This is a genomic window from Celeribacter sp. (assembly GCF_048270365.1).
Lineage (GTDB): Bacteria > Pseudomonadota > Alphaproteobacteria > Rhodobacterales > Rhodobacteraceae > Celeribacter.
Window position 1 is genome coordinate 89,964 of the sequence record NZ_JBLWTA010000010.1, and the last position, 12,154, is coordinate 102,117.

Genomic DNA, 12,154 nt, shown 5'->3' on the forward strand with positions numbered 1-12,154 from the left:
TCGGGTCCGTCGGATGTCGCACAAGACACAGGAGATCAGGATGATGACCCAAGGCGTCCCCCCGAAAGGGGTCGACCCGAGCGAAGAGCTTGGCCGTCTTATCCCCGCCGTGGGGCAGGTTTGGCGGCGCATTCTTGGGCAACGTCTGGCCAAGGAGGGGCTGTCGGATGCGACCGCGCTGCCGATCCTTGTGCTTTGGCGCGAACGCAGCGCGTCGATGCGGCAAAACGAATTGGCGCAGCTGCTGGGGCTTGAGACCTCCGGCGTGGTGCGCCTGCTCGATTCTCTGGAGACGCGCGGGCTGCTGCGTCGCGTCGAGGACCCGTCGGACCGCCGCGCCAAACTTCTCGAACTGACGGACGACGGCCTCGCCCTCGGTGCTCGCGCCGACCGCATCGCCCGCGACCTCCGGCAGGAGCTTTTGGCCGAGGTGGCGCCCGAAGAGTTGTCCCAGACACTCAAACTTCTGAGCAAAGTCTCCACCGTGCTCGACAGCCTCGAAGACAGGTCGAAATCCAAATGATGGTCCCCGGCGGCATTCGGATGGAGCATGTGCTCTTTTCGCTCAAGACCTTCGGGGCGGGCATTCTGGCCTATTGGATCGCCCTGCAATGCGGTCTGCCCAATCCCTACTGGGCAATTGGCACGGTCTATATCGTCGTCACGCCGCTGTCCGGGGGCACCACCTCGCGCGCCGTCTACCGCTTGGCGGGCACCGTTTTGGGCGCGGTGATGATCGTCGTTCTGGTGCCCAATCTGGTGTTCTCGCCGCTGCTTTTGAGCCTCGGGATCGCGCTCTGGTGCGGGCTGTGCCTGTTTGTCAGCATGCTCGACCGCTCGCCGCGCAGCTATGTCTTCATGCTGGCGGGCTACACCGTCGCGCTCAGTGGCTTCACGCTGGTGCAGGTGCCGGAGACGAGTTTCGATGTGGCCGTGGCGCGGGTTGAGGAGATCGCCATCGGTATCCTCTGTGCCTCGGTGATCTCGCGGGTGGTCTTCCCGCAACAGGCCGGGCCGGTGCTGGCGCATCGGGTCGAAGGCTGGTTGGACAACGCGCGCACCCTCACGCGCGATGTGCTGACTGGCGAGGCCGACAGCGCGGTGCTGCGTGAAGAACGCCACAAATTGGCCGCCGATGCGGTGGCGCTGCGCGGTTTCACCGATCAGGTCGATCACGAAGGTGCTGCGGGTCGCGTCATGGCCGACCGCATGGCCGCGCTGCAACAGCGGATGATCGCGGTGCTGCCATTGCTTTCCGAGATCGAGGACCTTTTGGCGGCTCTGGGCCGCGATGCTACGACCTCTGTAGATCGCAGCACGATTTTGGAGCGGGTGGTGCATTGGCTGACGCCGGGCGCTTTTGATCTCTCCGCCGCCAAGGCGGAAACCGACGCGCTTCTGGCGGACATCAATCAGGACAGGGCGCATCTCGAAGAGGGTGCGCGCGATTGGGATGTCCTGCTGGCGCTGCGTCTGACCGGGCGGCTCAAGGACCTGGTCGAGGTCTGGGCGGATTGCGAAGTGCTACGCTCCGATCTCTCCTCCGGCGAAGCTCACACGCTGCGTCGCACGCTCGCCACCCGGCACCGGCAGGGGCGGGAGCTGCACATCGACTACGGCATCGCGCTGCGCTCGGCGCTCTCGGTGGTCATCGTCACGCTGGTGGGCTGTGGCATCTGGATCTGGTCCGGCTGGTCCTACGGCGCGGGCATTGCGCAGATCGGCACCATCCTGTGCTGCGTTCTCGCAGCGATGGACAATGCGACGCCCGTGCTGCGTAAGGTTGTGACCCTGATGCTCATCGCCTTGGGTGCAGCTTTTTTCTACAAATTTGCCATCATGCCGATGGTCGGAAGTTTCTATGCGCTGGCCGCTGCCTTGGGGCTCGTTCTGATCCCCGCCGGTGTGCTTTTGGCCGTGCCTGCCACTTGGATCATGGGCTTTCAGGTCAGCGTCAACCTGATCTACATGCTGACGTTGGACAACCAAGTGAGCACGAATTTCAACGCCTTCGCCAATGCCAGCCTCGCGACCTTCGGCGGTGTGGCTTTGGCGATGATCACACTGGCGACGGTGCGCGCGGTCAGCACCGAATGGAGTGCCGCACGGCTGTTGCACTCCGGCTGGCGGGCGGTGGCCGATGTGGCCTCCGGCACGCGCCGGGTCGATCCTGAGCTGATCGCCGGGCGGATGACCGACCGGCTGGGTCTGATCGCGCCGCGTTTGGCGCTTTTGCCAGCGGGCTCGGAGGTGCAGGAAAACGACATCCTGCGCGATCTGCGCGTCGGCCTCACGGTGCTCGAACTTCAGCGCATCCGGCGCGAAATGCCGCGCCGGGATGACAAACTTCTGGACGATCTGCTCGATCAGATCGCCACGCACTATCAACAGGGCACCGCAGGGCTTGCCAAGCGCAAGGAGGCGGTGGCCGAGGCACTCGACCGCTGTCTGAACGAGGTGCTTTTCGAGGTGGGGCCTGCGTCCTCGCGCCTGCGCGACGCGCTTGTCGGTCTGCGCAGTGGCGCCTGCCCGGGGCTGGCCCCACCCACATTCATGCGTCCCGCACGGAGTCTGATCGCATGAAACCGGATATCGACCTTTTCGGCATCTTCATCCCGACGCTGCTGATTGCAGCACTCGGCTGTTACCTCGTTTACCGGCTGCTGCACGCTTGGCTGGCGCGCATCGGGCTTTACCGACACGTCTGGCACCCTGCGCTGTTCGATGTCGCCCTTTACTTCACGGTTCTCGGAACCGTCATGCTGTGTCTGGAGCAAACCGTATCATGATGGCCAAACTTAAAATCAAGGCCGGGGGTTTTGCCCTGACCGCTGCCGTGCTTGCCTGTGCTTTGGTGCTCGGGCATCACCTCTGGGATTACTATGTCAACGCGCCTTGGACCCGCGACGGCAAGATCACCGCGGATGTGGTGCGCGTCGCGCCCGAGGTCTCCGGGCCGATCCAGACCGTCTATGTCACCGACAACCAACTGGTGCAGGTGGGCGATGTGTTGTTCGAGATTTCGAAGGAGCGGTTTCAATTGGCTCTCAAGGCGGCGCAGGCCGATCTCGATACCGCGCGCGAAACCATGACCTTCAAACAATCGCAGGCCACGCGCAATGCCACCCTGCGCGAGAAGGGCTCGACCAGTCAGGAAAACGCCGAGCAAGCCGCCCAGGAAGCCGCCGCCGCCAAAGCCGCCTATCGCAGCGCGGAGGTGGCGCTGGATGTCGCCAAGCTGAACCTCGAACGCACCACGGTGCGCGCGCCGGTGACGGGCTATGTCACCAACCTGCATCTGCGTCAGGGCGATTATGCCATGGCGGGCACGGCGACGGTGGCGCTTTTGGATGCCGACAGCTTTCGGGTGACCGGCTATTTCCGCGAAACCCAACTGGCGCGGATCGAGGTGGGCGATCCCGTTCGCATCGGCCTGATGGGCGCGCGCAACGACCTGTCGGGGCATATCGAAAGCTTTGGCCGTGGCATCGCCGACAGCAACACCGCCTCCAACGCGCAGGGCCTGCCCTCGGTGGAGCCGGTGTTCACCTGGGTGCGTCTGGCGCAGCGTATTCCGGTGCGCATCGGCATCGATGAGGTGCCTGACGGCATGGCGCTTGCGGCGGGGATGACGGCAAGCGTTATTGTCGAGGACAGCGCGTCCGGGGCGTAGATTTTGAGTAAGACACGCTTTGCTCATAAAGAACGCCAGAGCGGATCAACCCACTCTGGCGTTTTTCATGTTTCCAACGCGTGACGCCTCAGTGCGCGGTCTGGCCACCATCGGCGACAAAGACCGTGCCATTGACGAAAGACGCGCCCGGCGAGGCGAGGAAGAGCACGGCCGCGGCGATCTCTTCGGGCTGGGCCGCGCGTTTCATCGGGCTGTTGGCCATCAACGCGCCGGAGATGTCGGGATCGTCCAACCAGCGTTTGGTCATCGGCGTCTCGATGAGTCCCGGCGCCACGGCGTTGATGCGGATGTTTTGTGTCGCATAGTCTAAAGCCGCCGCCTTGGTCAGACCCGCCACGCCATGTTTCGCCGCCGCGTAGGGCGCCATGTCGGGGTCCGCGACCACGCCGGCCACGGATGAGGTGTTGACGATCGCACCGCCGCCCGCGCGCAGCATGGCTTGGATTTCGTATTTCATCGACAGGAACACGCCGCGCAGATCGACGGAGATGATGCGGTCGAATTCCTCGTCGCTGACCTCGGCCAAGGGTTTCGTCGCGGGCAGGATGCCCGCGTTGTTGAAGGCCACGTCCAGCCGGCCAAAGCGGCTTTCGGCCTCGGCCACAAGCGCCTCGACCTGCGCCGCCTCGGCGACGTTGGTTTTGACGAACACGGCATCGGCGCCGAGATCGCGACAGGCCTGTGCGGTCTCTTCCGCCGCATCGGCCATGTCGCCGATCACAAGACGCGCGCCGCGTTTGGCGAATGCCAGCGCCGTGGCGCGCCCGATGCCCGTCGCGGCCCCGGTGATCAGAACCACTTTGCCGTCATAATCGAGAATAGCGTCGCTCATTTTTCAGTCTCCTTAAGGTCAAAAGGCGGAGGCCTCGCGCCCCCGCCCATGTTCAATCAACATATTGGATCAAATGGTGATGCCGGACTTGCCCGGGGCAAGAATGCCATTCGGGTCCAGCGCCCGTTTGATCCTTCGGTTCAGATCGCGCTGCCCCGGACCATAGGTCTCTGCCACCTCGTTCATGAAGGACGTCGACGTGCGGTAAATCCCGTAGCCCGCGCCATGCAGCGCGTCGATCAGCGCGAGGTAACAGCGCCGCGCACGGTCCATTTCCTCGGCGTTGTTGCGATCATAGAGGATGTCGGTGAGCTGTTCGGCGTGACGCCCGCCGAACAGGAAGCCGCCGATATAGTCGAACCCGTACTCATCCAGCACCCCGTGCATCAGGTTCATCTGCTTGAGCGCCTCGGAGCCTTCGCAGCGCACCACAGGCGCCAGCCAGGACGAGCCACCGCCGCCTTTGTAATTGTAGATCGTGAACTCGGTCAGGGTCGGTTCGTTGGTCATATTGAGGTTCCAGTGATGGAACGGTGTGGCTTCAATCGCCGGGTCGCGTTCCGTCAGAAACTCGCCGCCGGTCGCGGCAAAGGCCTCGCGCGCGATCTTCAGATTGACCTCGATCTGTTCCTCGGTGCCGTAAAGCGTCGAGATGTGGCCCCAGATGCCTAGACCCATGTCGTTACAGATCTCCCGCACCCGCTCGCGCGGGATCGCGCCGGGGCCGGTGTAGATCTCGTCGCGGCGATAGGTCTGGGCGATGTGATACATCGTGTGGCCCAAAACGCCGTTTTCGATCACCTTGTTGAGGTTCAGTTGGCGTACGGCGTCGACGCCCGCGGCCATGCCGTCGTCATCGTTCCAACCGCACAAGAACCCGAGGCTCATCGGCGGTTTCGGCATCAGCCAGATGCCGATCTTGGTCACGACGCCAAAGTTCGACTGGCTGAAAATCCCGTCCACCCAGGGCCCGTAGCCCCAGCGGTACACGTTCCATTCGCGGCTGTTCTGGACGCCACCCATGCCGGTGCGCACCAGAGAGCCGTCGGCCAGAACCACTTCGAGACCGCAGAAATTCTCGAAATGCTGACCGTAGCGGTTGTAGCCCACACCACGGTCCAGCGTGTTGCCCATCGGCCCGGCGACCGGCCCGGAGGAGGGGAAGGAAATCCACAGCGGGATGTTGTTGGTCTCAAGGAATTGCTTGAGCTGCATATAGGTCACGCCCGGTTCCACCAAAGCGTAGCCCAGCGTCTCATCCACCTCGATGATCCGGTTCATGCGTTTCAGATCGAGCACCACCTGACCGGGGGTCGCGGGGGCGGCATCGCCATAACCGAGGTTCTTGCCGGTCGAAATCATCCAAAGCGGGATGCCGTAAGCATCGGCCACTTTGACGACGGCCTGCACCTCTTTGACAGAAGCCGGAGCAACGGCACCCGCCGGACGGTGACGCGCGTCGGGTTCGGGCAGCATGACTTTGGCGTAGGGCGCGAGGCTCTCGACATCGGCGTGCACATTGTCTTCGCCAACAATAGCGCGCCATTCACGAAGCGCGGCGGCAAAGTCGCTTTGGGACACGCCCGGGGGCAGGAAAGTCATATCTTCAGTGGCCATGGGGGGTCTCCCTCAGAGATCGGCAATCAGGGTGGAAAAGGCGCTTGGGGCGTCGGTCCACGTCATTTCGGAATGGGGCTGGTTCAGGGTCTCGGTGAGAACCTGAGAGAGGTCTTGCGCCTGCCAGCCTGCGTTGGTCGTGGCGCGCGGCATCTGGTGACGGGCGCGATGGATCACGCGGGCTTTCGGCGTATGATCGCCAAGCGCGAGATCGAAAAGCACCAGGTCGGCCTCGCGCCCGATCAGCATCACGCGCTGACCTTTGAGAGCCGCAAGACGTGCAGGATCGGTTAGGAAGGCGCCGGTGTCACTCTCCGTGACGACACATCCGGCGTCCTGAAGCGTATGCGTCAGCATGTTGCTTTGCGGCAGGGCGAGGATCACCCGCAAAGGCGGGCGCGACAGGGCCGGATTGGCCAAGGCCGAAGAGAGGGGCAGCGCCGAGAGCGACAGCCCCGCGAAACCCGCAGCCATGAAACCCCGGCGTGTGAGTGTGGTGTTGGACATCAATGCTCCTCCACATGGTGGACGGTGCCCGGCGCCTTGCCCGGTTTTTCGCCCGGCTCGACCCGCAGGGAGGCGATATAGGCCGCCACCTGACGCAGCTCTTCGTCAGAGATTTCGCTCTCACGGAAGGCGGGCATGGCGTTCAGCCCATGCCGCGTGACGTGGCGCAGGGTCTCAAATTCCAGCTTTTGCAGCCGCAAATCCGGGCCGACGCCGGTGCCGTGGCATTGGAAACAAGTGTTCTGCGCCAGACGCGCGCCGGTGCGGTCGCCTTGCATTTCGGCGGCGGCGGCCGGGTCGACGGTCATCTCCTGCGCAACTGTGGCCGACCCGACGAAGGTCAAGAGCCCAAGGGCAAGGGCGCAGACGCGCAGCGGGGTTTTGGAAAATCGCATGGCTCTCTCCGCGGTCTCAGTGAAGGGTCTCGCGCACCGCCGCGACCTGTTCAGGCGTGGCAGTGGCGCTTTCGGTGTCGTTCATCGCGTTGCGCACATAGTTGGCGATGTCGGCGATGGAGGTGTCGTCCAGCAGAAAGGCCGGCATCGCGATGCGCCCGTCCTTGTCCGACAGGCCGGTCAGCACCGGCGCGATCACATTGTCGGCGGAGGCGCCCACGGCGTGATGCCCGGCAAGGGCGGGCGCGAAATCGGGCACGCCTTCGCCATTCAGGCGGTGACAGGCAGAACAGTTGACGCGGTAGGCCACGCGCCCGCGCTCGATCGAGGCGCTGGCGTCGGCATGATCGAGCGCCGCGCCCGTGACATGCCGGATCGGTTCCAACTGATGGAGGTAAGCGGCCATGGCGCGCAGGTCGCTTTCGGTCAGATGCGAGGTGCCTTCGGCGACCACGTCATACATCGGGCCGAAGGGGCCGCCATGCACGCCGTCTTTGCCGGACAGGTAGGTGTAGAGATCGTCTTCTGACCATTTGCCCAGACCGGTTTCCGCATCCGGCGTTAGGTTCGGGGCCCAAAACCCGTCGATCTGCGCGCCCGCCAACATCATGCTGGCCTTCTGGGCGCCAAAGGCGTTGCGCGGCGTGTGGCATTCGGAACAATGCGCCGGACCCTGCACCAGATAGGCACCGCGATTGACCTCGTCGCTCAAGGCCGGGTCGGCTTCGAATTCGCTGTTGTCGAAGAACAGCTTGCGCCAACCGCTCAGCAAAAGCCGCTGGTTGAACGGAAAGTCCAACTCCAGATCGGGCGCCTCTTGGGTCACCGGCGGCATCGCCATCATATAGGCGTAAAGCGCGTCGATGTCGGCGTCCGACATCTTGGTGTAAGACGTAAAGGTCATCGTCGGGTAGAGATTGCCCGGATGCGCCGTCACGCCTTCGCGCACGGCGCGGGCGAACGCGTCGCGGCTCCATCCCCCGATGCCGGTCTCCGGGTCGGGGGTGATGTTGGGGCTGGCCATCTTGCCGAAGGGCGTGTTGATCACCAAGCCGCCCGCATAAGGAATGCCCTCAGGCGCGGTATGGCACGGCGCACAATCGGCAGCGCGGGCGACATATGCACCACGCGCGATCTCATCGTCGAGATGCTGCCCCAAAGCGGGCATCGGCGTCTCGGCGATCTGGCGTTTGACCGGGCTGAACATATACCCTGCCACCGCGATCCCGGCGACGGCGAGGACGGCGACACCTGTGATCAGCTTGCGGCGGAGCGGCGAGGGGGAGGAGGGCGTAGGTGAGGACATGGCGTTTGCTTGGGTCTCCGTACCGGCGGCGCGCGAACGATGGATGTTCCCGACTCCCGGCTGCACAAATTGCGACATTTTGAGGCAGATATAAAACGACGCAGGCGGGCGGTCTTGTCGCAGAGGGACCAAAGTTATGGCTCTGAGGGACGTGCTCTGCCAAAGACGAGAGGGCTTCTGTGCAGTTTTTTGGGCTTGCTCAGCATTGATGCAGGCCCTTTTGGTGCGTATTGAAAAAAGACACGCGTATTTCGCCACCGCATTTCTGGATCACGAGGCCACCCCATGCGTCCCAAAGCGCAAGCGTCTCATATTACGACCTGTGACACCGGCGGTCTGGCCCCGGACCAACAGCTGACGCTTTGGCAGAATTACACCCATGCCAATGTGTTTCGGGTGCGGTTTCAGACCGTGAATGTCGAAACTCTGCACGGCACCCAGCGCAATTTCGAAACCGGATCGATCCATTTCTCCGATATGCGCGTGACGCCTCATGTGGTGGAGCGCACGGAACAGGACCTGATCGACGATCCCTGCGATATGGTCCTTTTGATCATGGTGCTCGAAGGCGAGGCGACCTATGGGCAGGGGGGCGTTTGGATGACGGCGCAGGCGGGGGAAATCCTCGCGCTGCGCTCGGATCGGGCGTTTCAGGGCATCTACACGCGCCCGGTGCGGCAGATGGTGATGACCCTGCCGAGAGGCGAATTTACGGACCTTTGTGGACGTGAAATCATGGGGCTTGAGCGCGCGACACAGGCGCAGCTTGGCAAAAAGAACGCGTCCTGGTTGTCGGAACAGGCGCTTGCGTCTTTGAGCGACACCGCCCGCAAACCCAATCAGGTGCTCAAGGGGCTGGAATTGGTCGCGGCGCTCTTTGGTCCCGCGGAGGTCACATCGGAACCCGGTCAGGATCGGCGGATGCGGCCACATTTTCTGGCGGCTCAGGCCTGGATCGCGGATCACCTTTCCGATCCCGCGCTTACCCCCGGACAGATCGCCGAGGCACTGAACATCTCGCTCAGACATCTCAACCGTGTCTTCGCGCGCGAAGGCGTCACGGTGCGCCAGATGATCGGCCAAAGGCGTCTGACCATGGCGCTGCATCTGTTGCAGGACCCGAGCTACGCGTCGCAAAGCATTGGCCAGATCAGCTATAAATGCGGGTTCTCGGATCAGTCCCTGTTCAGCCGACAGTTCCGGCGCCACTTCGGTCAAAGCCCGAAAGCGGCGCGCGAGGCGGCGAGACTTTAGCCGCGCCCAAGCGTGATGGGTTCGGGCACCAAAGTGACGCCAAACTTGGCGCGCACCCGGCGGATCACCTGATCGGCCAGCGCCTGAACCTCCGGCAATGTCGCGTGCCCATGGTTCACGATCACCAAAGCATGTCCCTCATGCACCCCCGCATCACCGATGCGCAGCCCCTTCAGCCCGGCGTGATCAATCAGCCACCCGGCAGAGAGTTTCACACCGCCGTTGGTTGGATGTCCGGGCATGTCGGGCAGGGCGCGCCATGTTTCTTCAGAGACAACAGGATTGTGAAAGAACGAGCCGACATTGCCGAGCACCCGCCAATCCGGCAGCTTGGCCGCACGTTGCGCGAGAACCGCCTGCATCACGGTTTCGGGCCTCTGCGGTTGGGGCAGGTTACGCAGCCCCGCGTAGTTCAGAATAGGGTGCCAAGGACGGGGCAGGCGCAGGGTCACCTCGGAGACGATATAACGCCCCGGCTGGTCCTTGAAGATACTGTGACGATAGGCAAACCGACAGTCGGCCTTGGTCAGTGTCACCATCCTATTCTCTTTGCGATCATAGGCGTTTAGGTGCGCGAAGACATCGGACAGCTCCACGCCGTAAGCACCGATGTTCTGGATCGGCGCGGCGCCGACCGTGCCGGGAATGCCCGCGAGATTTTCCAATCCGCCGAGGCCAGAGCCCGTGATTTGCGCCACCAGAGAGGGCCAGTCTTCGCCGGCTTGCGCTGTGATCTTGATGTGATCTGCTGTGCTGTCCTCAATGGTCCATCCCTTGATCGCCATCACCGCCACCACCGCGCGGAGCCGCTCGGGCAAGAGGCAATTGCTCCCCCCGCCCAGCACATAAAGCGGCAGGTCGAGGCGTTCAGAAAGCTGAGCGATCTCGGCAATCTCTTCGACACGCGTCACCTCCGCGCCATAGCGCGCACGCGACGAAAAGCCGAAGCTGTTGCGGGGAGAAAGGTCGAAGTAATCCGTAAGGCGCATGAAGGGTTATCCGAGCGCCTCTGCGTGGTGAACTTCGGAAATCACATAGGTGCAGCGCCGCCCGCCGCTCAGAATATGTTCGGCGCGTTCGATCTGGACGCCCGGGCCCAAAATCGCGCGGAAGACTTCCATCTCGGCGCGGCAAAATCCCTGACAGATGCTGGCGGCTGCACAGATCGGGCAGTGGTTCTCGATCAGATAGAGCGTGCCATCGCCGGGGTCCTCGACCGTGGCCATATAGCCGTCGTCCTTGCGCAGCTGCGCCAGCTTGTGAACGCGGGTGGCGAGGTCGGTGCAACCGGTCATCGCGGCGCGATATTGCGCCTCTGTGCCGGCCTCGCGCGCGGCGATGATCTTGTCCAGCGCCTCGTCGCCGAGCACGGCGGAGATGTTGTTCAAAATCTCGACGGTGAGCGCGGCATGGGTGTCGGGAAAGCGCGTTTGTGCCTTTTCCGTCAGATGCCAATAGATGGCCGGGCGTCCGCGTCCGGCGGCGCGGCGTTCTTCGGTGACCAGACCGTCGTCCATGAGTTTGGCAAGCTGCTGGCGCGCGGCCTCGCCGGTGATCTGCAACTGTTTGCCGACCTGCGCCGAAGTCATCGCGCCATGCATTTTGAGGGTCATCAGGATGCGTTCCGAGGGCGCGCGGGGCGACCATGTGGCCTGATCCGGCCCGGTGTTCCGCGCAGGGTTCCGCGCAGGCGTTTCGGAGCTTTCACCACCTCGGCGATATTTTTCCAAGTCATCACTTGACATATTGCCCTCAATGTTTTTCAAAGTGCGTACTTGTTTTAATAACGTGACGGTCGCAAAGACGCAAGCCCCGCTGATGTTGACTTGCGCTGAACCGTCCCGCCTCGAAAGGAGACGCACATGACCTTCGAACTTCCCTCCCTGACCTACGCGCACTCTGCTTTGGCCGAACGTGGCATGAGCCAGGAAACGCTTGAGCTGCACCATGACAAACACCATCAGGCCTATGTCACCGCGCTCAATGGCTTTGTCGACGCCAATGCCGATCTGCAAGGCAAGAGCCTCGAAGAGATCATCGCGCTGACCTATGGCGACGACGCCCGTGCGCCGATTTTCAACAATGCGGGCCAGCACTGGAACCACATCCACTTCTGGAGCGCTCTGTCCCCGACCGGTGGCGGCATCCCGGGCAAGCTTGAGACCAAGATCACCGAAGCCTTCGGAACGGTCGATGAGTTCAAAGCGGCCTTCAAAGCCGCCGCGATCGGTCAGTTCGGCTCCGGCTGGGCGTGGTTGATCCAAAAGGCGGATGGCACGCTCGCCGTGACCAAAACGCCGAATGGTGTGAACCCGCTGGCGACCGGCGAAGGCACGGCGCTTTTGGGTCTCGATGTCTGGGAGCACAGCTACTACGTCGACTTCCGCAACCGTCGCCCGGATTACGTCACGAACTTCCTCGACACTCTGGCGAACTACGAATTCGCTGAGTCCAATCTGGCCTGATCGCACAGCCCCCCCGTGCGACAGACCTGTCCCGTCCGCACCCCCTGCGGGCGGGACGTTTTTGCCCTTTGAACTCGAAGACCC

13 protein-coding genes are annotated in these 12,154 nt (G+C 63.0%); 6 read left to right on the top strand and 7 right to left on the bottom strand.

Annotated elements, in window-relative coordinates; genetic code table 11:
* The first annotated feature begins 40 nt into the window (after window positions 1-40).
* From ACN0X0_RS14595 to ACN0X0_RS14610, 4 genes are read left to right on the top strand one after another with little or no spacing between them, the layout of a single operon-like run.
* Window positions 41-523 carry a MarR family winged helix-turn-helix transcriptional regulator gene (locus ACN0X0_RS14595; RefSeq protein ID WP_417279741.1) on the top strand — a complete coding sequence of 161 codons (483 nt, stop codon included), beginning with the start codon at window positions 41-43 and terminating at the stop codon, window positions 521-523.
* A complete protein-coding gene (locus ACN0X0_RS14600) occupies window positions 520-2,583 on the top strand; it encodes an FUSC family protein (RefSeq protein ID WP_417279742.1) in 2,064 nt (687 codons plus the stop codon). The genes ACN0X0_RS14595 and ACN0X0_RS14600 overlap by 4 nt, the downstream gene beginning before the upstream one ends.
* The gene (locus tag ACN0X0_RS14605) at window positions 2,580-2,789 is read left to right on the top strand and encodes a DUF1656 domain-containing protein (RefSeq protein WP_417262902.1); all 210 of its coding nucleotides are present in this window, start codon (window positions 2,580-2,582) and stop codon (window positions 2,787-2,789) included. Before ACN0X0_RS14600 ends, ACN0X0_RS14605 begins: the two co-directional genes overlap by 4 nt.
* On the top strand, window positions 2,786-3,673 hold the full coding sequence (locus ACN0X0_RS14610; RefSeq protein WP_417279743.1) for an efflux RND transporter periplasmic adaptor subunit: 888 nt from the start codon (window positions 2,786-2,788) through the stop codon (window positions 3,671-3,673). The genes ACN0X0_RS14605 and ACN0X0_RS14610 overlap by 4 nt, the downstream gene beginning before the upstream one ends.
* 88 nt (window positions 3,674-3,761) lie before the next feature.
* Here the strand turns inward: ACN0X0_RS14610 and ACN0X0_RS14615 are convergent, their stop codons facing one another.
* The 5 genes from ACN0X0_RS14615 to ACN0X0_RS14635 all read right to left on the bottom strand — a co-directional run bounded on the left by ACN0X0_RS14615 (window position 3,762) and on the right by ACN0X0_RS14635 (window position 8,351).
* Window positions 3,762-4,526, bottom strand: a complete 765-nt coding sequence (locus ACN0X0_RS14615; RefSeq protein WP_417279744.1) for an SDR family NAD(P)-dependent oxidoreductase — start codon at window positions 4,524-4,526, stop codon at window positions 3,762-3,764.
* A gap of 69 nt (window positions 4,527-4,595) precedes the next feature.
* A complete protein-coding gene (locus ACN0X0_RS14620; RefSeq protein WP_417279745.1) occupies window positions 4,596-6,143 on the bottom strand; it encodes an FAD-binding oxidoreductase in 1,548 nt (515 codons plus the stop codon).
* 12 nt (window positions 6,144-6,155) lie between these two features.
* Window positions 6,156-6,650, bottom strand: coding sequence for a hypothetical protein (locus ACN0X0_RS14625; protein WP_417279746.1), 495 nt, complete (start codon window positions 6,648-6,650; stop codon window positions 6,156-6,158).
* Window positions 6,650-7,045, bottom strand: a complete 396-nt coding sequence (locus ACN0X0_RS14630) for a c-type cytochrome (protein ID WP_417279747.1) — start codon at window positions 7,043-7,045, stop codon at window positions 6,650-6,652. Before ACN0X0_RS14630 ends, ACN0X0_RS14625 begins: the two co-directional genes overlap by 1 nt.
* Before the next feature lie 16 nt (window positions 7,046-7,061).
* On the bottom strand, window positions 7,062-8,351 hold the full coding sequence (locus tag ACN0X0_RS14635; RefSeq protein ID WP_417279748.1) for a c-type cytochrome: 1,290 nt from the start codon (window positions 8,349-8,351) through the stop codon (window positions 7,062-7,064).
* Window positions 8,352-8,636: 285 nt separating this feature from the next.
* On the opposite strand from ACN0X0_RS14635, the gene ACN0X0_RS14640 reads away from it, so the two are divergent.
* Window positions 8,637-9,605 (top strand): helix-turn-helix domain-containing protein, encoded by a 969-nt coding sequence (locus ACN0X0_RS14640; protein WP_417279749.1) that lies wholly within the window; start codon window positions 8,637-8,639, stop codon window positions 9,603-9,605.
* Here the strand turns inward: ACN0X0_RS14640 and murB are convergent.
* Complete coding sequence (murB, locus tag ACN0X0_RS14645; RefSeq protein WP_417279750.1) at window positions 9,602-10,594, bottom strand: UDP-N-acetylmuramate dehydrogenase; 993 nt, start codon at window positions 10,592-10,594, stop codon at window positions 9,602-9,604. The two genes, ACN0X0_RS14640 and murB, sit on opposite strands and share 4 nt — an antisense overlap.
* A gap of 6 nt (window positions 10,595-10,600) precedes the next feature.
* Entirely contained in the window at window positions 10,601-11,350 is a 750-nt protein-coding gene (locus ACN0X0_RS14650; protein ID WP_417279751.1) for a helix-turn-helix transcriptional regulator, read from the bottom strand.
* 117 nt (window positions 11,351-11,467) lie between these two features.
* On the opposite strand from ACN0X0_RS14650, the gene ACN0X0_RS14655 reads away from it, so the two are divergent.
* Window positions 11,468-12,070: a superoxide dismutase gene (locus tag ACN0X0_RS14655; protein ID WP_417279752.1), complete on the top strand. Its 603-nt coding sequence runs from the start codon at window positions 11,468-11,470 to the stop codon at window positions 12,068-12,070.
* The last annotated feature ends 84 nt before the right edge of the window (window positions 12,071-12,154 follow it).

Bases quoted from the DNA above. Each gene is read 5' to 3' on its own strand.
- ACN0X0_RS14615 (WP_417279744.1), bottom strand. From the start codon at position 4,526: ATGAGCGACGCTATTCTCGATTATGACGGCAAAGTGGTTCTGATCACC.
- ACN0X0_RS14650 (WP_417279751.1), bottom strand. From the start codon at position 11,350: ATGTCAAGTGATGACTTGGAAAAATATCGCCGAGGTGGTGAAAGCTCC.
- ACN0X0_RS14605 (WP_417262902.1), top strand. From the start codon at position 2,580: ATGAAACCGGATATCGACCTTTTCGGCATCTTCATCCCGACGCTGCTG.
- ACN0X0_RS14600 (WP_417279742.1), top strand. From the start codon at position 520: ATGATGGTCCCCGGCGGCATTCGGATGGAGCATGTGCTCTTTTCGCTC.
- ACN0X0_RS14610 (WP_417279743.1), top strand. From the start codon at position 2,786: ATGATGGCCAAACTTAAAATCAAGGCCGGGGGTTTTGCCCTGACCGCT.
- ACN0X0_RS14630 (WP_417279747.1), bottom strand. From the start codon at position 7,045: ATGCGATTTTCCAAAACCCCGCTGCGCGTCTGCGCCCTTGCCCTTGGG.
- ACN0X0_RS14635 (WP_417279748.1), bottom strand. From the start codon at position 8,351: ATGTCCTCACCTACGCCCTCCTCCCCCTCGCCGCTCCGCCGCAAGCTG.
- murB (WP_417279750.1), bottom strand. From the start codon at position 10,594: ATGCGCCTTACGGATTACTTCGACCTTTCTCCCCGCAACAGCTTCGGC.
- ACN0X0_RS14640 (WP_417279749.1), top strand. From the start codon at position 8,637: ATGCGTCCCAAAGCGCAAGCGTCTCATATTACGACCTGTGACACCGGC.
- ACN0X0_RS14595 (WP_417279741.1), top strand. From the start codon at position 41: ATGATGACCCAAGGCGTCCCCCCGAAAGGGGTCGACCCGAGCGAAGAG.
- ACN0X0_RS14655 (WP_417279752.1), top strand. From the start codon at position 11,468: ATGACCTTCGAACTTCCCTCCCTGACCTACGCGCACTCTGCTTTGGCC.
- ACN0X0_RS14620 (WP_417279745.1), bottom strand. From the start codon at position 6,143: ATGGCCACTGAAGATATGACTTTCCTGCCCCCGGGCGTGTCCCAAAGC.
- ACN0X0_RS14625 (WP_417279746.1), bottom strand. From the start codon at position 6,650: ATGTCCAACACCACACTCACACGCCGGGGTTTCATGGCTGCGGGTTTC.